Source organism: Acinetobacter stercoris (assembly GCF_900323515.1).
GTDB classification, from domain to species: Bacteria; Pseudomonadota; Gammaproteobacteria; order Pseudomonadales; family Moraxellaceae; genus Acinetobacter; species Acinetobacter stercoris.
The window spans coordinates 1-19,518 of sequence record NZ_OOGT01000055.1 but is presented as its reverse complement, the minus strand read 5'-3'; the positions used below and the strand labels follow the sequence as shown (position 1 = coordinate 19,518).

The window sequence follows — 19,518 nt, the reverse complement described above, 5'->3', positions numbered from 1 at the left end:
AGATATAGTAGTATGCATCATGTTTTTAGCATATATCTTTTATTGATTATCTATAAGTTTATTTGAGGAACAAAAGTTGAGTAATGATCGTCGTATCCCATCTCTTACACCATGTGCTGGACGATGTTCCACAGTATTTGGTGACCATGTATGCAGGGGATGCCGACGATTTAATCATGAAGTCATTCAATGGAATACTTATACAGTTGAACAACGTATGGCTGTCTGGAAAAGACTGGATGCTCAACTTGACCAGATATTGGTACCCATGTTGCCACTTGCTGATTTACGCCATGTTGAGGGCTTTATTTTAAGTAAACGTGTGCGTGTAATGGACAGTGCAAGTAAAGGTCGCAAGTTATACCATGCTTTAAAAATATGTGAAAAGAATAAAAATTTTGCAGCAGATAGTGGTTTGGGTATCCAGCCATCACAAGTGAAGCCTGTCTGGGATGAGTTTGAGCGCCGTGTTCTGGCTTTAGCGAAGGCAAGTTATGATTTTGCCTGGTTGCGTGCAGACCGGATGAGCCAAAATTTATTGCCACTTGTTGAAGAGCATTAACTTAGTCTGAAGGGATTGCTGTTCATATGAATTTTGCTGAATATTTCCTATATTGTGTGGCTGTGATCATTATGATTGCGACACCTGGTCCAGTTATGCTTTTAGTTGCAAGTGCTGGACTAAAAGGTGGATATAAGAAAGCCCTACAAACGATATTTGGAACCAATCTTGCTTCACTTTTACTCATTTTTATTTCAGTCTTGATACTCAAGGGTTTTTTTGAAATTAACCAAAGTTGGTTTAATACAATCAAAATTGTAGGTTGTATATATATTGCATATTTGGGCATTCAGATTATTCTTGAGGCCTACCATACGAAGCCTGATACAAATGCTCGGCAGCTTAAAGTTGTACATGGTGGATTTAAACAAGGCTTTTTTGTCGGGATCTCAAATCCTAAAGACATTATATTTTTTGCATCCTTTTTCCCCCAATTCATTCGTGTTACTACACAAGTTGATCAAAGTTTGGTTTTGCTCACAGTGACTTGGATTATTCTGGATTTTTCGACTTTATCGATTGTTTACCTGGCATTTAATAGATTTTCCAAATCCAGGATTTATCCAAAACTTTTGGGTCTTTGTGGCGCTATTTTAATATTAGTCGCACTATATGGCATATATTCAACTTTATTTTAATGCCTGCTGATAAGTGTTTAAAATATGTTTATTGAGATCAGCAATATTCTGATCAAAACCTTCGACTAAAAAACGGCTGATCAAACCTTCAATCACATTGTAAAAAAGCTCGACTATTTCTTGAGAATGGTCATTTTTTCCCAAGGCTTGATGGATAAATGCTCTAAGCCAGATTTTATGCTGTTTTGATACTCCAAGGATTTCGGTATCTTCAGTAGAAGATTCTGCAACAGCACGAACAAATAGACATCCTTTAAAATGATCCGTTTGAAACCAGTTAATATGCCAGTCATAAATTCTATCTAATGCTGAAAGCCCTGTGTGTTGCCCCACATATTCAATCAGGCTTTGCTGAAATCTTTGATCTCGAGTTTTTAAAACTTCAGCTACAAGATGTTGTTTATTTTTAAAATATGTATACATAGTGGTTTTTGAACAACCTGATTCATCCCGAATTAAATCTACACCTACACTTGTAAAACTATACTGATTAAAAAGTTCTTCTGCCGTGTTTAAAATTTTTAAAGCTGACTTTGACATCATCATCTTCCAAATATAAGTTGAAAATAGTACAGATCTGTACTATTTTGATTTTAGCGCGCTAACTCTATGAAATCAACCATGAGGATATGAGCATGTCTTTACTTTCGGGAAAAGAGAAATTAGCCCCCATACCGAGTTTTAACACGATTATAAGAGGCTTTTGGGGAGGTAGCATAAGTATTTTTATACTTTTGATATTAGGAAAATTAACAAATCATCTTTGGATCATGGCTCCATTCGGAGCAACTTGTGTGATTTTATATACTGTAGCGCAATCACCATTAGCACAACCGAGAAATGTGATCTTTGGGCATTTTATTTCTGCTTTTATCGGTATGTGCTTTCTGAAAATATTTGGTGTTAACTTTTTGAGTATTGCTTTTTCTGTAGGAGGAGCTATTGCCCTAATGCAGTTTTTTAGGTGCGTACATCCACCAGCAGGAGCAAATCCATTGGTGATTTTACTGACAGCAAATACTTTTCATTATGAATGGAGCTTTCTCGCTTTACCTGTTCTTTTGGGAGCTATTGTTCTAGTTTTAGTCGCATACTGTGTTAATAACTTTAAAACTGAGTCGAAATGGCCAACTTATGGGTTGGCACTTTGGAAAAGTAAATCTGAATAAAAAAAACCCAGTGATAAGCACTGGGATTTTCACTGGAATAGATCAAATACGATGTTTTAAACGATATTGGACTATTTCTTCAATGGTAATCAAGGTTAGATGATTCGTTTGGGCATAAGCTAAAACCTGAATACCAGAAGCCATTGTTCCATCCGGATTGGTTACTTCACAGAGGACGCCGGCAGGTTTCAAGCCAGCCATGCGTGCCAAATCAATAGAGCCTTCAGTATGTCCACGACGTTCTAGTACACCACCTTGACGACCACGCAATGGGAAAACGTGCCCAGGTCGATTTAGATCAGCTGCTACAGCACCGTCTTTGATTGCCGCATGTATAGTAGTAACACGATCTTGAGCTGAAACACCAGTTGTTACACCTTCAGCCGCTTCAATGGTTATTGTGAATGCAGTTTTGAAGTGACTAGAGTTGTCGTTGACCATTGGTGGAAGTTCCAGATGATCAGCGAGTTCAGATGGAAGTGTCAGACATACAATTCCAGAACCATCACGGATCATGCGTGCCATGGTTTCTACATTTAAGGTTTCAGCAGCAACGATCAGATCAGCTTCATTTTCACGGTCAAAATCATCCATGACCAAAACAGGTTTACCCTGACGGATATCTTCTAAAGCTTGTTCTATACGTTCATCAGCAGGGGAAAGGGCTGAAAAGAAAATTTCGGGTTGAATTAAACTAGACATTGAAACGCTCGCGTAATGAGTTATATACGGTTGAACATTTCAGGACTTTTTGAAAAACAGGCGTGGCAAAATAACAAAGATTATTTTGTGAAGTCGTCTTCTTTCATCCGGACTATACCGTCGGCTTTGGCTTTTTACCAAATCAGCGATTCGTTATTAACGAAAGGCTCGTGGGCTGTTTAAATCATCATCGAAAATGAGTTTAAAATACCACCGGTGGGGAATCACACCCCGCCCTGAAGCGATGGATCATTATAGTCATATTTATTATTAAAAATCAGCTTTTGTTTAGAATGATCAGTTCTAAAGATAGAACAAATATAGATTAAGTTTTTGAAGACATCAAAAAGCCCGCAAATTGCGAGCTCTGGATAAATATGGGAATGCTATGCAACTTGTACAGGGATACAGTTAGCAGTATGGTTCACGGTATTGTCAGGATTGGCATAAACAAGACGAGGCTTATGTGCATTTGCTTCAGCTTCAGTAAAATCACCAAACGTAGCAATAATCATAAGATCACCCACATCAGCTTGTAGCGCTGCACCACCATTCACAGAAATGATGCCAGAACCTTCTTCACCACGAATGGCGTAAGTTGTAAAACGCTTACCATTAGTCACGTTCCACATGTGAATTTCTTCATATTCGCGGATACCAGCTAAATCCAGAAGGATACCGTCGATTGCACAAGAACCTTCATAATGTAATTCTGCTTGTGTAACGACACAACGGTGGATTTTAGCTTTTAATAAACGAGATAGCATGAATAGCGTCTCCTTGGTTGCCCTAAGATGTTCTGTTGTTAGCCAACAATTGCGAAGGGGGGATGCATTTGAAAGCGCATTTTGCTCTTAATTCAGCATCATTTCAATAAAAATTGTTTAACAAAGATTGTTTTTTTCATGATAGGAAATCATGCCTTGTAAGCATTAATTTGATTCATTGCCTGTTGAATTTCGCCATTGACTAAGAGTTTGATTTGTCCGAGTGCATGGTGAATTGCATCATCAATTAATGTTTGTTCACTACCTGGTGCTTTGCTTAAGACATGACCTGATACACGTTCTTTAGAACCAGGATGACCTATACCAATACGTAAGCGATGAAAATTTGGACCTGTATGTGGAACAATGTCTCTAAGCCCGTTATGTCCACCATGTCCACCACCAGTTTTAAGGCGAATGACACCAGGGTTCATATCAAGTTCATCATGAGCAATGAGCATTTCTTCAGGTTTGATTTGATAGAATTTAGCGAAGGGTACAACACTTTGACCTGATAGGTTCATGAAGGTTGTTGGTAATAACAGACGAATGTCTTGACCTTCGATATTACCACGACCGCTTATCCCTTTATATTTAGGATCTGCTTTTAGAATTATGCCATATTGATCTGCAAGGCGTTCTACAAACCAGAAGCCTGCATTATGGCGGGTTTGGGCATACTCAGAACCAGGGTTACCCAAACCTACAATTAGCGAAAGTTTTGACACTAATTTACACCATTAACACTTATGCGCGTTTGAAGTCAGCGTGCATAGGTGTATTTTTAGCTGGGTGACGTTGTAAAGCCTGGATTTTAACGCTTTCAGCTTTACCATCAATATTGATTTCAACAACTTCTTCGAAGAAAGCATTGCTTTCTAAAGCTTTTACAAGCTCGCGTAATTGAAGAGTTACTGCTACAGGTTCAGCGTTTCCACCGTAGATGATCGCTGGAACTAAAGCTTCGCGACGAAGGCGGCGGCTCGAACCTTTCCCTTGTACAGCAGCTTCACGTGCTTGTGCATTTAATACAAAATTTGCCATGAGATAAATCCTCATTAGGGGTTAAATAAACTAAACTTACGACCAGTTTAGTGATTAAAAGCCCTGTCATAAGACAGGGCTTAGAAAAATTTTGCGCTATTATAGATAAGAATCGAACATTGCGCTAATAGATTCTTCGTTGTTAATACGACGAATTGTTTCTGCAACCATACTTGCTACAGAAACTTGGCGAATCTTACCAAGCTTAAGTGCTTCTTCTGATAAAGGAATTGTGTCCGTAACAACCAATTCATCAATTACAGAGTTACTTAAATTTTCTAATGCCTTACCTGATAAAACAGGGTGAGTTGCATATGCAACAACTTTACGTGCACCAAATTGTTTAAGCGCATCGGCAGCTTTACATAAAGTACCGGCAGTATCGACCATATCATCGACAATCACGCAGTCACGATCTTTAACATCACCAATCAAATGCATGACTTGTGATTCATTCGCTTTTTGACGGCGTTTATCGATGATCGCTAAATCAATATCTCCCATTTGTTTTGCAACTGCACGTGCACGAACCACACCACCAACGTCAGGTGAAACCACCATTAAGTTGTGATGTGATTGTTGACGCAGATCAGCAAGCAAAGCAGGAGTACCGTAGATGTTGTCTACAGGAATATCGAAGAAACCCTGGATTTGGTCAGCATGAAGGTCGATCATTACAACACGGTCGATTCCCACTGTTGTTAGCATATCAGCTACAACTTTAGCGGTAATAGGTACACGGGTTGAACGAGGACGACGGTCTTGACGAGCGTAACCGAAGTAAGGAATTACTGCAGTAATACGACCTGCACTTGCACGGCGGAGAGCATCGGCCATAACCAGGATTTCCATGAGGTTATCATTGGTAGGAGCACAAGTGGGTTGTACGATAAATACGTCTTTACCACGCACGTTTTCAGTAATTTCGACAGTAATTTCACCATCAGAAAATTTACCTACTGATGCAGCACCCAATGGGATATGCAAGTGGCTTACGACTTTTTGGGCGAATTGTGGATGAGCATTTCCACTAAAAACGACAAGATTGGGCATGAAGCACCCTTGGCGGTTGGCAAGTTTGAATAGATGGCAGGGGCGGCTGGATTCGAACCAACGGATGGCGNGATCAAAACCCGCTGCCTTACCACTTGGCGACGCCCCTTTCATTAAACGCTAAAGTGAATTAGAGGAGATTCTTTTAAACTATTCACCAAGTAAGATTTACAAGGAGAATGCTCTAAAATGTCTTCAACATTCATTTCATCGTTTACTTCAACAAAAACACAAGCACCTGTACCTGTAAGCTTTGCGATACCGAATTGATCCAGATATTGCATTGCTTCTTCTACTTCCGGGTATAATTTTCGAGCGATTGGCTCAAAATTATTTCCAAAGCTAGAAGGCTTTAGCTGATAGGCGCAAAATGTAGTTGGGTTAGTATCTCTTGTCAATGTTTTTTGCGAAAAAAGTCGTTGAGTGCTGATAAAACAGTCAGGTTTTAACACAATGTATTGTTTTTGATCTAAGTCTATGAATGTTAGATGTTCACCTATGCCTTCAGCCCATGCATTACGTCCATGTACAAAAATAGGAACATCAGCACCCAATTTCACACCAAGTTCGGCCAATTGATCATTATCTAGACCACAACTCCAAAGCTGATTGACGACGATCAGAGTTGTTGCTGCATTAGAAGAACCGCCACCAAGGCCTGCTCCCATCGGGATATTTTTTTCAATAGAAATATTTAACCCACTTGTTTGTTTAGCAAATGGTTTAAGGATTTGAGTTGCCTTGTAGATTAAATTTTGTTCTAAGTCGACATCATTTAACCCATTTATTTTGATTTCAGGTTGCTCAATTTGAGTAAATTCCAGCCAGTCATATAAGTCGATAAGCTGGAAAATACTCTGCAATTCATGATAGCCGTCATCTCTGCGACCTGTGATGTGCAAAAACAAATTAAGTTTTGCTGGAGAAGGAACTCGAATCATATAAAAAATAGACAAAATTAACGGTTTTGAATCAGCATTGTAATACGGTTTTCTTTTCCAGTTTCAAGCTGTTGTTTCAAAATCAGCTTCTTAGGTAAAGTTTCATGGTCTTCATAACTTAAATCGACTAGCCAGCCATCTTCATCAATTTGGTTAATGCGCTGGGCATCATCTTTTTCAATTTTTGCATCAATGGTTGCTGGTCGTGCCTGTACCCAGGCAATAATATGCGTAATTGGTGCGACCCATCCTGTTGCTCTTTCTAATAATTCTTCAGGTGATTCTGCTGTAATCAACCCGGTTTTAGAGCTATTTAAGGTAACTTGTCCTGTTTTACCTTGGATAATCGTTTTTCCAATACCTAAAATACCTGTTAGCTGGATGTCAAAGTTTTCCTGATCTTGTTGCCAGGTGAAGAAGGCACTTCCTGATTGTTGCGGTGTTTTAACACCAATTTTTCCTTGTAAATTAAACTGGTTGTCAGCTTGTTGCTGATCCGTATTATTTCCCTCTAAAGGCGCTGTAACTGTTGCAGTTGAAGAAGGTTGTTTAACTACTTGCTGGCAGCCTGTAAAAGCAAGGCTTGATACAACAGTCAGGGCAAAAATACTTTTGCTTAAAAAGTGCATAGATGTTTTTAACTCTTTTTCATATGTTGAGAAGGTAATATTAGTGAATCCAGTTGGTTCAATTGAGGGTCATTTGGATGATTTTCTTTCAGTTCTTGTAACACTTCATTAAAACTTTCCAAGTCACCAAGCATAAATAATGCTTTTGCATACCGGACACCAATTGCTGCACTTTGGCTAATAAAATAAGCTTTTTCCAGAACTTTGGAGGCAGTCGCAAAGTCATTTTGCAAGAATGTGATATAACCCAGTGTATCAAGTATTGAAGCCTGATCCGGGGCATATTCTAGAGCATGCTCTGCATATTTTCTGGCTTCAGTTAACCGTCTGTTTTGTAAGGCTAATGTATATGCATAAGCGTTGAGATAGGTCGGGCTGTTTGGTTCGAGTTGTAATAGTTCCTTAAGCGCTTTATCCAGTTTGTCTTTGTCTTGAAATGGATCAAGTAATAAAACCTCAGAATAGAGTAGTTCCGGATCGTCAGGATTATTTTTTACAGCTTCGGATAGTAAACCCAGTGCCGCCTGCTTATTTCCCATTTTTTTTAAAATTTCTGCCTGTGCCTGATAGAGAAAACTGGCATGTTGTGGATAGTTCACACGTTCCTGGGTTAGAAAACGTAAAGCGTCATTTAACTTGTTTTGTTTATCGTAAATACTGACCAAATTACGACGTGAGACGATATAGAGGCTTCCATCAACTAAACGATAATAAGCTTTTGCTGTTTCATAATGCTGCTTTCTTTCAGCATTTACAGCTAAGTAATAATATGCATCATTTTGATATTGAGAAGAATTTCTTAAGTCGACCAGATATTGCTCTGCCTGATCATAACGTTTTAAATCAATGCTGGTTAATCCTGCGATAAACAGTGCTTCTTCTGCTTTTGGCCATGTTTTAATAATTTTTTCGAGTTTATTGAGTGCGAGCTCTGATTGATTGGTTTTGATCAGAAAGCGAACCTCAGCTAAATGCACATCTAAATTATTTTTATTTTTCCTGCTAGCTTTGGCATACCATTTTTCAACCTCTTCCTGACGCCCAAGACCTGTTAAAAGGTTGGCTTTCATTAGAATAAAACCGGTTACTTTAGGGCGTTTTTTGAGCGCTCGGTTGACGGTGAGTAAAGCTTGTTCCAGGTCCCCATTTTGAGCCTCCAGACCAGCGATCAGCACCAGGACTGAAGGGTTATTTTTTTCTTTACTGGTTTTCAAGGTTTCTAAAAGATTTTCTCTGTCCTCAGCAGAGTCAGGTGAGATACCTGCCACTATTTTGTCTAAGTCAGCATTGGGGTCAATATTTAAAATGCTGTCTAATGTTTCGGCTGCAAGTTCATATTCATGTGATTTTAGTGCAATATGTGCCAGATAAAATTTTGCAGGGACGTCTTCTGGCTCTTGAACAACCCAGTGAGTCGCAATATCTAGTGCTGCACGCAAATCATTTTGTTCTAATGCAACGTTGAGTGCCCGCTGTTTAACAGTAGGTGAATTACTGTGGATAGCCAGAACTGTGTAATTGTGTACAGCTGTGGGTATATCGTGATAAGCAAGTGCAAATTCGGCAACGATACTTTGTTTTAATGCATCGTATTTTGGATTAACATGAAAAATATCTCCAGATGCTCTAATATGAGCACTAGAAGCAATGCTACCGACAAGTAAGATTGTGGTAGAATACTGTTTAATTGACAAGCCGTTAATTCGGCGAATGGTTAAACGCAATTTTTATTTATCCAAGTAATGCTTTTTATGACACCGATGTTGCACAATAGCATAAATTTAGCGAAATGATGATCTGATATGTCTTTCTTTGCATTGGGTGTCAACCATCAAACTGCTTCCGTAGAACTACGTGAACAAATTGCTTTCAACCCTGAGCGGTTAAGCCAAATACTTGCAGAGCAGAGTCACAATCATGATTTAAATGACATGGTTGTGGTATCGACCTGTAACCGAACTGAAGTTTATGCCATGACAGATAATGCTGACATGGTATTAAATTGGCTCGCCCAATCAAATGGTATTGATGTAAAACAATTATTAAATCATGTATATCGCTATGAAAATGCGGATGCAGTTTCACATCTAATGCGGGTAGCCAGTGGTTTGGATTCATTGATGCTAGGTGAACCACAGATTTTGGGTCAGGTGAAATCTGCATTATCCATTGCAAAAAACTCTGAAGTTGTATCTCCGAATTTAAACCGTATTTTTGAATATGCTTTTTATGCTGCAAAGCGCGTTCGCTCAGAAACGGCTGTGGGAAGTCATGCAGTTTCAATGGGTTATGCTGTTGCACAACTCGCATTACAAGTCTTTAGTAAACCTGATCAACTTACAATTATGGTTGTAGCTGCTGGTGAAATGAACAGTCTGGTTGCTAAACATTTGGCTGAAATGGGGGTCGCAAAAGTTCTGATCTGTAACAGAGGTACAGAACGTGCTGAAAAACTGGCTCAAGAAATAGCTCATCGCGTAGATGTTGAAATCATCCCATTTAATCAACTTGCTGAAAATTTATATCGTGCTGATGTGATATCCAGTTGTACAGGGAGCCTGCATCAAATTATATCTTATGCAGATGTAAAGACTGCATTGAAAAAACGTCGCTATCAACAGATGCTTATGGTCGATTTAGCTGTTCCACGTGATATAGAACCAAAAGTTGAGGATCTTGATGGTGTATATCTATATGGTGTGGATGATTTGCAAAGTGTAATTGACGAAAACCTTGCCCAACGTCGTCAGGCTGCAGTTGAGGCAGAGGTAATGGTCAATCAGCTAGTGACACAACTTGTGACACGGCAAAAAGTTCGTGAAGCAGGAAGTACAATTCATGCTTTTCGTCAAAAAAGCGAGGAAATGAGTCAGCAAGAGCTTGAGCATGCCTTGCACAGGATTCGGTCTGGCGAAGATTCAGCTGAAGTTTTGAAAGATTTTTCACATCGTTTGACACAGAAATTATTGCACCCGACATCTATTCTCCTGCGTGAGGCTGCTCAAGCCGAAGATCCTGACCACTTTGAGTGGATGCAGGAAAAACTTGATGATATTTTTCAGTGTCAACGCAAGCCAAAGTTCTCGAAATAGAGAAGCTCCTCATTTTAAATTAAAGGACGGTGCTAGACTTTCTCCTAATCCTCCTTAAGAAGGAAGACCCTGAAAAGAAAGCTATAATTCAGTTCTGGATAGTCTCCCTCTTTAAAAGTAAAGGTAGAGGGAGTTTGTCAATAAATGATGATTAAAATTTATTAACTGACTGACATTATCTACATAAACAGAATTTCAAAAAACTAGAATCATGATTTAGGGTTTTCTCTTTATCTCTATTATAGGCAATGAGTTAAATGTATTGCAGACTATGGATATTCTTTCCATTTAGTCCCAATTTGAACAAAATCTGGTAGTTGATTACTATGAAAAACATTATTTTCATTATCGACTGCAAACCTTGATACTGAAAGCGGTTGATCTGAACTGGTTTTTTGATAAAAAGAAAACTCGCCAAGAACCCCTTCTAGTGCAATAGAGTTTTCAATAGCAGCTCTAAGTGAGCTATCACTAGCTAAAGGGCTGTTGATTATTTCTTCGCATTCACCACTTATGGTGTTTCCACTCAAATCAATAAATGAAAATTTCATGATAATTATCTCATTAAATTTATATTAATGAAAAATATATCACACTCAATATATGACTTTTGAAAAATATTTATTAATGAGTTTTGGGAGGGTAATGACTTTAAAGGTAATTTACCCTTTGAAATGGTAGAACTAATTAACTATGTAATAACCTTAGGCTTATTTTTTTGGTCAGTTCATTAAGTTGTTGACGTAAATTCCTGGATTCAATCAGTGATAAAGGTTCTTTTAGCTTCTGCTTTAAATACTTTTCCTGAAGTGCCAAAGAATATTCAGAAGCAAGTTTGTCTGCCATTTCTGGGGCTTGGGTTAAAACCTGAATATTGGTTCTACGCATAATATCCGCAAGTTCCTGCTGATACAGGCAGCAAGCACCGAGCATATAATAGGTTGCCAGATCCTGGTCATCTGGTAGTTCATCAAAAACTTTATCAAATGTATTTAAAACCTGAGCCAGCAACTCATCTTGTGGAATAACAGCCCTTAGGTTTTCAAAATGGATATATAAGAAAGGGTGGTGCATTAAAATTGCGACAGCAAAGTCTTCATCTTTTGTACGGATATTAAAGGAAAGAGAAGCATCCAGACTAATTTGTGGTTGCCACTTTTTATTAAATCCTAATTTTTCACGGAAAAACTGTTTTAAAAGGTAGCGATATGAACCCTGTTTAGGAAGCAATTCTGTCAATTGATTGAGTTCAGCCATAACCTGACTTTTACCTTCGGGTGTCGTCACATCATATTGCTGACTTAACAAGGCAAAAACAAAATCAGAAAGTAATGGTGCTTGTTCCCATAGTTTTTTGAATGTTTCAATACCTTCCCTGCGGATCAATGAATCTGGATCATGCTCCTTGGGAAGGACAAAGAACTTGAGCTCACGACCATCATTTAACAAAGGAAGTGCGATTTCTAATGTTCTTTTTGCAGCTTTTTGACCCGCAGCATCACCGTCAAAAGCAATCGTTATACGGTTGTTTTGTTTGAATAAAATATTTAAATGTTCTGTATTGCTGGCTGTTCCAAGAGTTGCAACTGCACCATAGATTCCATACTGCTGTAAAGCAATGACATCCATATAACCTTCGACCATGAGCCAGTCTTGGGCTTTTTGCTTACGTCCTTCATATAGGCCATAAAGTAACTGGTTTTTATGGAAAACTTCGGAGTCGGGCGAGTTTATATATTTGGGTTTGATTTCATCATTTAGTGCTCGACCACCAAATCCAACCACTCGTCCTTTTGCATCGCGAATCGGAAAGATGACACGATCTCGTAATAAATCAAAATCACGACCACTGTCACTGGAACGGATCAAACCGATCAGTTTTAATCCTTCAATATCTTGTGGAAATGCCTTTGCTAAATGTTGCCAGTCTTCTGGTGCATATCCGAGTCGCCAAAACTGAATAGTGTTCGGGCTTAAACCCCGCTGCTTAAAGTATTGTTGTGCAGACTTACTATGTGGAAGTTGTCGCTCATAAAACTGTGCAACATTTTCCAGCAGATCATACAGATTACCTTCTTGAGCGATTGGCTGATCTAAATCTGTGGAATAATCAAAATGTGCTGGATCAAATTCCTGATTTTGAAAAGCTTCAAACGGATCAATTTCAAAAGTTGCTGGAGCTAATGGAGTATCAGTTTTTGTTTCCTTTACGATGGGAGCAGGAACTGTTTTAATGACTTCCTTTTTATAAGATAGACGTTTTGAATCCTGATTGTCTTTTGGAAGTTCTACACCAGTTTGAGAAGATAAATCCTTCATGACATCGATAAAATTTCTATTATCGATATCCATTAAAAAGCGGATAGCGTTACCATTCGCCTGACAGCCAAAACAATGGTAGTACTGCTTATCTCGATAAACATGGAAAGATGGTGTTTTTTCCTGATGAAACGGGCAGCATCCGGAATAAGTGCGTCCTGTTTTCTTTAGTTTTACGCGCTGACCAATAAGATCGACTATATCTGTACGATCCAGAATCTGATCAATGGTATGTTGTGGAATAGCCATAGCGTAAAAACTCGTCCCGAAATATAAGTCAGTGCTGATTGATAAGTGTAGCCTAGTTTGATTATTAAAAGTATGCAGGAATAAAAAAGACGGGAAAAATCCCGTCTTGATTACGATCTAAAAAAGTTATTTATTTCTTTGCTGATCATAAAGACTTTCATTTGCAGGCACATAAGACCCAGGAGGTGTTGGAATTGACCCTGGTTGAGCTGAGTTTTGTTCAGGATGATTATCCAGAAGACCAAATGTCACGCGGTTGAGCCAGCTAGGTTTGGTGGTAGAGCTTGACTCTTCCACTGTATTTTCAGCGGTATTGGATTTAGCATTACGACCAAAAATACCTAAAGATGCTCTATTCCACCAGCTACCTTCTTTACGTGCTGCACGAAGATTGACTGTACCATTTGATTTTACAAGATTAGGATAATTTAATTTTAAAACCTCAACATATTGTTGAGACATTTCCTTATTGCCTAATTTGTCATAAGCATAAGCCATAGTTGCTAGAGCTTCTGGGATTTGAGGTGTTTCTGGATAGTGTTCAACAACCCATTGCGCTCGTTCAATTGCTGCAATCCATGCCTTACGCTTTATGTTGAAACGTGCCACATTCATTTCGCTTTCAGCAAGTTCTTGCCCTATAAACTTCATACGTTGTGCAGCATCTACAGCGTACTGGCTACTAGGGTAGCGACGAATAAAGTCAACAAAATTTTGATATGCATTTTTAAGATAACTCACATCGCGATGTGCTTGTTGCAGCGATGTATAGCGAATCAGGCTGTCATATTCCTGTTCCATGTTGGCTACGCCTTTAACATAGTACGCGTAATCAGCATTTGGATGTGTTGGATTCAAGCGAATAAAGCGGTCTGCAAGAGCAATTGCACCTTCATAGTCTTTTTGTTGGAACTTGGTATAAAGTAGTTCTAATTGTGCTTTTTGAGCATATTGACCCGTCGGATAATAGGTATCAATAGCTTCTAAAGATCTTGCAGCATCAGTATATTGACCTTTTTCAAGCGCTTTCATTGCTCGATCGTAGTACACTTGCTCACTAGATTTAGGTCCAGTATCTACGACATCTTTTTTTGGATTGCTGCTACAGCCCACTATTAGAGATGCCAAGCTTAAAGATACAGCAAGCATCGTAACTTTATAACGTGGTAGCGACATAAAAATTCCTCTGTTAATACGGGCAATAAGCTACAATTGCGCTATTAAACCACTTTTAGCTAAATGATCAAATGACTTCAGCACAAACTTCTAATTCTGAATTTCCTGAAACTGACTTCAATTTACTTGATGATTCTGAGGATGCAGATAACCACAATTCAAGCATAACTGCAACACGTTTATCGTTGCAATTTCAATTGGATGACAGTTTTATCGGGCAACGCATCGATCAAGTTGCAGCAGCAGTCTGGAATGAGTTCTCCCGGGAAAAGCTAAAGCAATGGATGAAAGACGGCCATTTGTTGGTTAATGGTAACATTGTCAAACCAAAGTACAAATGTGAGGGCATCGAAAGTTTAACTCTGGATGTTGAATTGGAGTCGCAAACTACGGCCCAGCCTGAAAATATTCCCCTGGATATTATTTTCGAAGATGGCGATATTATTGTAATTAACAAACCCGTTGGTATGGTGGTACATCCAGGTGCCGGTAATCCAAATGGGACATTGGTTAATGCCTTGCTTTATCATTATCCAAAATCATCGGAGCTTGCTCGTGCTGGTCTGGTTCACCGTATTGACAAAGATACTAGTGGCTTGCTTGTCGTCGCTAAAAATCTGGAAGCTCAGTTTTCTTTGAGTAAGCAATTGGCAGACAAATCGGTATACCGAATTTATGACTTGATTGTTTATGGAAATATTATTGCAGGCGGAACAATAGATGAACCTATCAAGCGCCATCCTGTAGACCGTATTAAAATGACTGTACTGCCCGGTGGACGAGATGCTGTAACTCATTACAATGTGAAAGAGCGGTTTCAGCATTTTACACGGGTACAGGCTCAGCTTGAGACGGGGCGTACACACCAGATTCGTGTGCACTTTAATTACATTGGTTTCCCTTTGGTTGGTGATCCTGTTTATGTAAGTCGGGTGCGCGTACCAGCAGGTGCTTCACAAAAACTTAATGATAAATTACGTAGTTTTAAACGTCAGGCATTACATGCCTCAAAACTTGGTCTGATTCATCCTCGTACAGGCGAAGAAATGTTATTTGAAGCACCTTGGGCAGAAGATTTTACAGAATTAGTCGAAGTGTTACGCTCGGAAAATGCTGCTTATTAATCATTAATGCTAAAAGCTATTCAAATACATTTTTAGAATAGCTTTTCTGTTAACGATCAACTCCCACAGATATCTTTTGTTCCATTAGGAAATGCATTGGTAAATTTGGATTTATCTGTGACTAGTTCTAGAGACATATTCTGGTTGAGATATTGTGAATTTTTTTCAAAACCACCAAAAAATGCTTGGGGAACAAAAGTTATTGCTTTAGGTTTAGAAAATAAGGTTGCAACATAGCCTAAATTATTTTTATTAACAATAAGTCCTACTTGGTTGGTGTTTTGATTGAAATATATAGCAATGTTTTGCTTTGAAACGCCTTCTATAGGGATACCATAACCATAAATACTTTCATTTTGTTTTGTATCAGGGTGTACAGATGATATTAAGATGAATACCACATTTTTTTTATCGTCTTTATAAGTTAAGGATGAGTTATTTGCATAAGTAACTAAGATCATGTGAGTATTGTTATTGGTATCGGGGATAAGAATTCCATAATTTTTTACATCCATATTTTGACCTTTTAACTCAATTGGGAAAACCTCAGTATTGAGCTCAAATCCAACCACACCTGATAAGGGCATGGATAATGCACCTTTAGAAATAGAATTATTTTCCATTTCTAAACTACTATGATTTGCTGAATATTGTATTGCCTGCAGTGAACTTAAGGTTTTATATGAAAGCTTTTGATTTGAAACTACAGGAAATTTTTGACTTGAAGGATTGTTTGGATCATATAGAAAGCCATCCAGATCATAATTACACACAGCATATACATTGCCAATGAGGCAACTAAACAACAGGGATAAAAGGATTAATTTATTCATGTTCTCGTTTTACTTTAAAGTTATTGTTAATAATGAATGCCATGATATTTAAAAAGATGAATTTTTGAAGTGCCTAAAGCACTCATTGTTTGTGATCTATTTGGTCAAATTGAAACATCATATTGACGGGAAATATTGAAAATAGATTTATGATATTGTTCGAGCAGTGAAATATTTAAAGGAATTCATATGCAATTCGTTCAAGGATTACCAAAAGGGGTCTATGTTGGACAGACTCATATTCAACATCCGAAAACACTGGCATCACATTTACCTGAGCTGGATGGGTTTAATTTAGCATTGCATGTAAATGATGATCCTGAGCGAGTACAAAAACACCGTATGAATTTACTGGATGAGTTTTCAGAGTATGGTGTTGATAAAGTAACTTGGATGACCCAGACTCACAGCACAATTTGTCATACAATCAATGAAGAAATTCAATTTGAAGCTCTTGTAGGGGATGGATTAGTTACTCAGCGTAAAGCCCATGCTTTGATGATGATGACAGCAGATTGTTTACCTATCGTTTTAGGTAATGCAGAAGGGACTGAAGTTGCTAACTTACATGCAGGTTGGCGTGGATTAGCTGGTGGTATTGTGGAAAATACAATTGAAACAATGCAAACCGAACCGACTTGGGCCTGGTTGGGAGCTGCGATTAGTCAACCTTGCTTTGAGGTCGGAGAAGAGGTGAAAGATATATTTTGTGCAAAATATCCAGATGTATCTTTAGCATTTAAAACTGGTCAGAAAACTGGGAAATTTTATGCAGATTTATATGCGATAGCCCGATATATTCTAAACCGACATGGTATTGATGAAGTGTTGGGAGGAGATCAATGTTCTTATCGTCAAGCCCAGGATTATTTTTCATATCGACGTAGTGCGAAAACCGGTCGTATGGCAACATTCGTGTTTATGCAATAAAAGATGTTAAACTTGACTAAATCTGTTTGTTTTTAATTGATATGTCATTATCTTCCAAATCTATTGCAATTGTTTACCATAGTCCATATGGGCATACTGCAAAAGTTGCTTCATTTATTGCTCAAGGTGCTAAAAAGACTGGTATTCAGGTCTATACAATGGATATAGAACATATTGATTGGATAAAACTGGATGATGCTGATGCCATTATTTTTGGTAGTCCCACTTATATGGGAAGTATTACGGCAGATTATAAAAAATTTATGGATTCAACATCTAAGAGATGGAAAAATCGGTTATGGCAAGGCAAACTTGCGGCTGGATTTACCAACTCTGGTGGGTTAAGTGGTGACAAACTTTCAGTGTTACAGCAAATCAATCTTTTTGCCATGCAACATGGCATGATCTGGAGTGGTTTACCACTTATGCCAACGGGGCATAAAGAAGCTGATTTAAACCGTTTATCCAGCCACTTGGGTTTAATGACGCAGTCCGATAATGCGCCTATAGAAATAACGCCACCACAGGGTGATCTGGATACAGCGTTCTGGTTTGGGGAATATATTGCACTATTATTAAACAGAATTACATAATAATACATATAATGACTTTTAAAAAAATAATAAAAAACAGATAGCTTAGATGGCTATTGGCAAAAAGTGACAGCTTTTCATCTAAATGTCATTTTTCGCTATTCAGTGCTCACATAGTATTATTTATTTTTTATTCATAATAATATTGATATTGTGAATTGTATATGGATAATACAAACAAAAAAAGAAGGGAAATAAGTCAGATAATTTTATTTTCCGGTATTTTTCTAACCTCGGTTCCTAGCTTTGCAGAAGAACATGGATTGAGAAAGTTGAATGATTCAGAGCTTGCTGATGTACAAGGGCAAGCCTTGATGAGTCTGAGTTATCTAGCGCCAACGGATAGTGCCAATAAGATGCAAGGTCAGGGTATCGGTTTTTATAAGCTTGGTATGGAAGCTGAACTTGAACTGAATGCCAATATTAAAAAGCTACAACTGGGCTGTGGTGGTGTCAACGGTGCCAATGGCTGTGATATCGATATTGATAATTTGAGTTTGACAGGGATTAGTGACACTCGGGATGGGCGTGTTGGTTCAGACGCCAAACTGACCAATCCTTTTATAGAGTTTGCTATCAAAAATCCTAATTCAGCAGCGACTAGGCAGGTTCTAGGTTTGCGTTTAAGTGCCGATAAGGTGTTAGGAATGTTAACACTTGGTGATGAAAATTCATCTAAACCAAATGGAATTAATAGTCTGAGTGGTTATATGAAAACATTGGCAACAACAGGTACAGCAACAACGACTCCAAGATCAATGAAAATCAATGATACCAATATGTCAATTGAAGGGAGGATTAAATTGCTTGGCTCCTTAGTCTCTCCAGGTTTTACAACGAATGATTATAATTTGGCACTTCAATCTGCAAATGCTGATCTATTTATAGATAGTGCAACTATTTCAGGTACAAGAATGTCAAGTGCTAATTTGACAGGTACGGCAAATATAGGAAATATAAATTTTGGTGGAAATATTTCAGCTAATTTAAAAGTCTTTCTATTAGGAGCTTTAGATTTAGGAATCAATGCTTCAGGAAATATTTCTGGTTTGACTGCTAATCTGAATATTTCAGAAAATTTAGGATTTATTCATAAGTTACCACTAAACAATCCTTTTTCATTATCTATGCAAAGCCAAAGTATATTTTGGCCTGGAGCTTCAGTTGCTGCAAATAAAGGATGGTGGTTAGCGATAGAGGATGGCATAGATATAGGGAAAATTACTCCTTCAAACTCTATAGATATCAGTAATGATATTCTTAAACAGGTTGTACCCAAAATTAATACTTATTTAAACAATAATCCACCTAGCTGTACTTTTGGTGCTTGTTTGGGATTAGGACTTGATATTGGAAATATAAATTTGTCTGGTTCATCTCCTCTAAATTTTCCGATTAAAGATTTACAATTAGCGACTCAAAGTTTCGCACCAAACTGTTATGGAAATCTGAAATTCTGTTAAGAAAAAAATCATTTAAAATGAAAAGCATGTTTGAAATTTAGAAAACCTGTCTAATTTCAAAGATGCTTTTTGATTTACTTGGTGTGAATAATATTGAATTATGATTAAGTTAAGTACAGTTACATAACAATAGACACAATATTTCTTTTAAATTAAAAACATCTAGCTTTATCGATTTTTAGCAAAAAGTGTCATTGAAATGCATAACTGTCACTTTTTGCTATTCAATATTTA

At 37.9% G+C, this 19,518-nt stretch carries 21 protein-coding genes, 1 tRNA gene and 1 riboswitch; of the genes, 8 read left to right on the top strand and 14 right to left on the bottom strand.

The annotated features are described in order from the left end of the window. Positions 1 to 76 precede the first annotated feature (76 nt). Together KPC_RS07950 and KPC_RS07945 are read left to right on the top strand one after the other, a co-directional pair. Positions 77 to 562, top strand: a complete 486-nt coding sequence (locus KPC_RS07950; RefSeq protein WP_121973850.1) for a DUF1289 domain-containing protein — start codon at positions 77 to 79, stop codon at positions 560 to 562. Between the two features lie 26 nt (positions 563 to 588). Continuing rightward, entirely contained in the window at positions 589 to 1,200 is a 612-nt protein-coding gene (locus KPC_RS07945; RefSeq protein ID WP_121973849.1) for a LysE family translocator, read from the top strand. Here KPC_RS07945 and KPC_RS07940 read toward each other — a convergent pair. After that, positions 1,192 to 1,740: a TetR/AcrR family transcriptional regulator gene (locus tag KPC_RS07940; protein WP_121973848.1), complete on the bottom strand. Its 549-nt coding sequence runs from the start codon at positions 1,738 to 1,740 to the stop codon at positions 1,192 to 1,194. The genes KPC_RS07945 and KPC_RS07940 overlap by 9 nt on opposite strands. Before the next feature lie 95 nt (positions 1,741 to 1,835). On the opposite strand from KPC_RS07940, the gene KPC_RS07935 reads away from it, so the two are divergent. Then, on the top strand, positions 1,836 to 2,369 hold the full coding sequence (locus tag KPC_RS07935) for an HPP family protein (protein ID WP_121973847.1): 534 nt from the start codon (positions 1,836 to 1,838) through the stop codon (positions 2,367 to 2,369). A gap of 42 nt (positions 2,370 to 2,411) precedes the next feature. Here the strand turns inward: KPC_RS07935 and ribB are convergent, their stop codons facing one another. The 9 genes from ribB to KPC_RS07890 all read right to left on the bottom strand — a co-directional run bounded on the left by ribB (position 2,412) and on the right by KPC_RS07890 (position 9,229). After that, positions 2,412 to 3,071, bottom strand: coding sequence for a 3,4-dihydroxy-2-butanone-4-phosphate synthase (ribB, locus tag KPC_RS07930; protein ID WP_121973846.1), 660 nt, complete (start codon positions 3,069 to 3,071; stop codon positions 2,412 to 2,414). A gap of 91 nt (positions 3,072 to 3,162) precedes the next feature. After that, positions 3,163 to 3,318, bottom strand: a riboswitch (FMN riboswitch). A 139-nt stretch (positions 3,319 to 3,457) separates the two neighbouring features. Then, positions 3,458 to 3,838 carry an aspartate 1-decarboxylase gene (panD, locus tag KPC_RS07925; protein ID WP_099338479.1) on the bottom strand — a complete coding sequence of 127 codons (381 nt, stop codon included), beginning with the start codon at positions 3,836 to 3,838 and terminating at the stop codon, positions 3,458 to 3,460. 149 nt (positions 3,839 to 3,987) lie between these two features. Next, positions 3,988 to 4,566 (bottom strand): aminoacyl-tRNA hydrolase, encoded by a 579-nt coding sequence (gene pth, locus KPC_RS07920; protein WP_121973845.1) that lies wholly within the window; start codon positions 4,564 to 4,566, stop codon positions 3,988 to 3,990. A 19-nt stretch (positions 4,567 to 4,585) separates the two neighbouring features. Then, entirely contained in the window at positions 4,586 to 4,882 is a 297-nt protein-coding gene (gene rplY / locus KPC_RS07915; RefSeq protein WP_121973844.1) for a 50S ribosomal protein L25, read from the bottom strand. A 99-nt stretch (positions 4,883 to 4,981) separates the two neighbouring features. Further along, positions 4,982 to 5,935 (bottom strand): ribose-phosphate pyrophosphokinase, encoded by a 954-nt coding sequence (locus tag KPC_RS07910; protein WP_121973843.1) that lies wholly within the window; start codon positions 5,933 to 5,935, stop codon positions 4,982 to 4,984. 34 nt (positions 5,936 to 5,969) lie between these two features. Further along, positions 5,970 to 6,044, bottom strand: a tRNA-Gln gene (locus KPC_RS07905). Between the two features lie 4 nt (positions 6,045 to 6,048). Continuing rightward, on the bottom strand, positions 6,049 to 6,876 hold the full coding sequence (ispE, locus tag KPC_RS07900; protein ID WP_121973842.1) for a 4-(cytidine 5'-diphospho)-2-C-methyl-D-erythritol kinase: 828 nt from the start codon (positions 6,874 to 6,876) through the stop codon (positions 6,049 to 6,051). A 17-nt stretch (positions 6,877 to 6,893) separates the two neighbouring features. Continuing rightward, the gene (lolB, locus tag KPC_RS07895; RefSeq protein WP_121973841.1) at positions 6,894 to 7,505 is read right to left on the bottom strand and encodes a lipoprotein insertase outer membrane protein LolB; all 612 of its coding nucleotides are present in this window, start codon (positions 7,503 to 7,505) and stop codon (positions 6,894 to 6,896) included. An 8-nt stretch (positions 7,506 to 7,513) separates the two neighbouring features. Continuing rightward, positions 7,514 to 9,229 (bottom strand): tetratricopeptide repeat protein, encoded by a 1,716-nt coding sequence (locus KPC_RS07890; protein WP_174505404.1) that lies wholly within the window; start codon positions 9,227 to 9,229, stop codon positions 7,514 to 7,516. Positions 9,230 to 9,307: 78 nt separating this feature from the next. On the opposite strand from KPC_RS07890, the gene hemA reads away from it, so the two are divergent. Beyond that, entirely contained in the window at positions 9,308 to 10,597 is a 1,290-nt protein-coding gene (gene hemA / locus KPC_RS07885; protein WP_121973840.1) for a glutamyl-tRNA reductase, read from the top strand. 269 nt (positions 10,598 to 10,866) lie between these two features. On the opposite strand, the gene KPC_RS07880 is transcribed toward hemA, so the two are convergent. The 3 genes from KPC_RS07880 to KPC_RS07870 form a co-directional block, all read right to left on the bottom strand. Then, positions 10,867 to 11,148, bottom strand: a complete 282-nt coding sequence (locus tag KPC_RS07880) for a hypothetical protein (RefSeq protein WP_121973839.1) — start codon at positions 11,146 to 11,148, stop codon at positions 10,867 to 10,869. A 136-nt stretch (positions 11,149 to 11,284) separates the two neighbouring features. Beyond that, positions 11,285 to 13,165 carry a DNA primase gene (locus KPC_RS07875; protein WP_121973838.1) on the bottom strand — a complete coding sequence of 627 codons (1,881 nt, stop codon included), beginning with the start codon at positions 13,163 to 13,165 and terminating at the stop codon, positions 11,285 to 11,287. 126 nt (positions 13,166 to 13,291) lie between these two features. Beyond that, positions 13,292 to 14,341, bottom strand: coding sequence for an outer membrane protein assembly factor BamD (locus KPC_RS07870; RefSeq protein WP_121973837.1), 1,050 nt, complete (start codon positions 14,339 to 14,341; stop codon positions 13,292 to 13,294). A 71-nt stretch (positions 14,342 to 14,412) separates the two neighbouring features. On the opposite strand from KPC_RS07870, the gene rluD reads away from it, so the two are divergent. Next, positions 14,413 to 15,465 (top strand): 23S rRNA pseudouridine(1911/1915/1917) synthase RluD, encoded by a 1,053-nt coding sequence (rluD, locus tag KPC_RS07865; protein WP_121973836.1) that lies wholly within the window; start codon positions 14,413 to 14,415, stop codon positions 15,463 to 15,465. A 56-nt stretch (positions 15,466 to 15,521) separates the two neighbouring features. Here rluD and KPC_RS07860 read toward each other — a convergent pair whose 3' ends face one another. After that, a complete protein-coding gene (locus tag KPC_RS07860; RefSeq protein WP_121973835.1) occupies positions 15,522 to 16,298 on the bottom strand; it encodes a DUF4882 family protein in 777 nt (258 codons plus the stop codon). Between the two features lie 189 nt (positions 16,299 to 16,487). Between KPC_RS07860 and pgeF the strand changes: the two genes are divergently transcribed. The 3 genes from pgeF (at position 16,488) to KPC_RS07845 (ending at position 19,284) form a co-directional block, all read left to right on the top strand. After that, the gene (pgeF, locus tag KPC_RS07855; RefSeq protein ID WP_121973834.1) at positions 16,488 to 17,228 is read left to right on the top strand and encodes a peptidoglycan editing factor PgeF; all 741 of its coding nucleotides are present in this window, start codon (positions 16,488 to 16,490) and stop codon (positions 17,226 to 17,228) included. A 41-nt stretch (positions 17,229 to 17,269) separates the two neighbouring features. Continuing rightward, the gene (locus tag KPC_RS07850; protein ID WP_121973833.1) at positions 17,270 to 17,821 is read left to right on the top strand and encodes a flavodoxin family protein; all 552 of its coding nucleotides are present in this window, start codon (positions 17,270 to 17,272) and stop codon (positions 17,819 to 17,821) included. A 164-nt stretch (positions 17,822 to 17,985) separates the two neighbouring features. Further along, entirely contained in the window at positions 17,986 to 19,284 is a 1,299-nt protein-coding gene (locus KPC_RS07845; protein WP_121973832.1) for a hypothetical protein, read from the top strand. Positions 19,285 to 19,518 lie beyond the last annotated feature (234 nt).

What these genes read in the sequence shown, in the direction of transcription:
- rluD (WP_121973836.1), top strand. Translation starts at nt 14,413, where the DNA reads ATGACTTCAGCACAAACTTCTAATTCTGAATTTCCTGAAACTGACTTC.
- KPC_RS07880 (WP_121973839.1), bottom strand. Translation starts at nt 11,148, where the DNA reads ATGAAATTTTCATTTATTGATTTGAGTGGAAACACCATAAGTGGTGAA.
- KPC_RS07870 (WP_121973837.1), bottom strand. Translation starts at nt 14,341, where the DNA reads ATGTCGCTACCACGTTATAAAGTTACGATGCTTGCTGTATCTTTAAGC.
- KPC_RS07935 (WP_121973847.1), top strand. Translation starts at nt 1,836, where the DNA reads ATGTCTTTACTTTCGGGAAAAGAGAAATTAGCCCCCATACCGAGTTTT.
- ispE (WP_121973842.1), bottom strand. Translation starts at nt 6,876, where the DNA reads ATGATTCGAGTTCCTTCTCCAGCAAAACTTAATTTGTTTTTGCACATC.
- KPC_RS07845 (WP_121973832.1), top strand. Translation starts at nt 17,986, where the DNA reads ATGGATAATACAAACAAAAAAAGAAGGGAAATAAGTCAGATAATTTTA.
- KPC_RS07860 (WP_121973835.1), bottom strand. Translation starts at nt 16,298, where the DNA reads ATGAATAAATTAATCCTTTTATCCCTGTTGTTTAGTTGCCTCATTGGC.
- KPC_RS07945 (WP_121973849.1), top strand. Translation starts at nt 589, where the DNA reads ATGAATTTTGCTGAATATTTCCTATATTGTGTGGCTGTGATCATTATG.
- KPC_RS07875 (WP_121973838.1), bottom strand. Translation starts at nt 13,165, where the DNA reads ATGGCTATTCCACAACATACCATTGATCAGATTCTGGATCGTACAGAT.
- hemA (WP_121973840.1), top strand. Translation starts at nt 9,308, where the DNA reads ATGTCTTTCTTTGCATTGGGTGTCAACCATCAAACTGCTTCCGTAGAA.
- KPC_RS07850 (WP_121973833.1), top strand. Translation starts at nt 17,270, where the DNA reads ATGTCATTATCTTCCAAATCTATTGCAATTGTTTACCATAGTCCATAT.
- lolB (WP_121973841.1), bottom strand. Translation starts at nt 7,505, where the DNA reads ATGCACTTTTTAAGCAAAAGTATTTTTGCCCTGACTGTTGTATCAAGC.
- pgeF (WP_121973834.1), top strand. Translation starts at nt 16,488, where the DNA reads ATGCAATTCGTTCAAGGATTACCAAAAGGGGTCTATGTTGGACAGACT.
- KPC_RS07910 (WP_121973843.1), bottom strand. Translation starts at nt 5,935, where the DNA reads ATGCCCAATCTTGTCGTTTTTAGTGGAAATGCTCATCCACAATTCGCC.
- ribB (WP_121973846.1), bottom strand. Translation starts at nt 3,071, where the DNA reads ATGTCTAGTTTAATTCAACCCGAAATTTTCTTTTCAGCCCTTTCCCCT.
- rplY (WP_121973844.1), bottom strand. Translation starts at nt 4,882, where the DNA reads ATGGCAAATTTTGTATTAAATGCACAAGCACGTGAAGCTGCTGTACAA.
- KPC_RS07940 (WP_121973848.1), bottom strand. Translation starts at nt 1,740, where the DNA reads ATGTCAAAGTCAGCTTTAAAAATTTTAAACACGGCAGAAGAACTTTTT.
- panD (WP_099338479.1), bottom strand. Translation starts at nt 3,838, where the DNA reads ATGCTATCTCGTTTATTAAAAGCTAAAATCCACCGTTGTGTCGTTACA.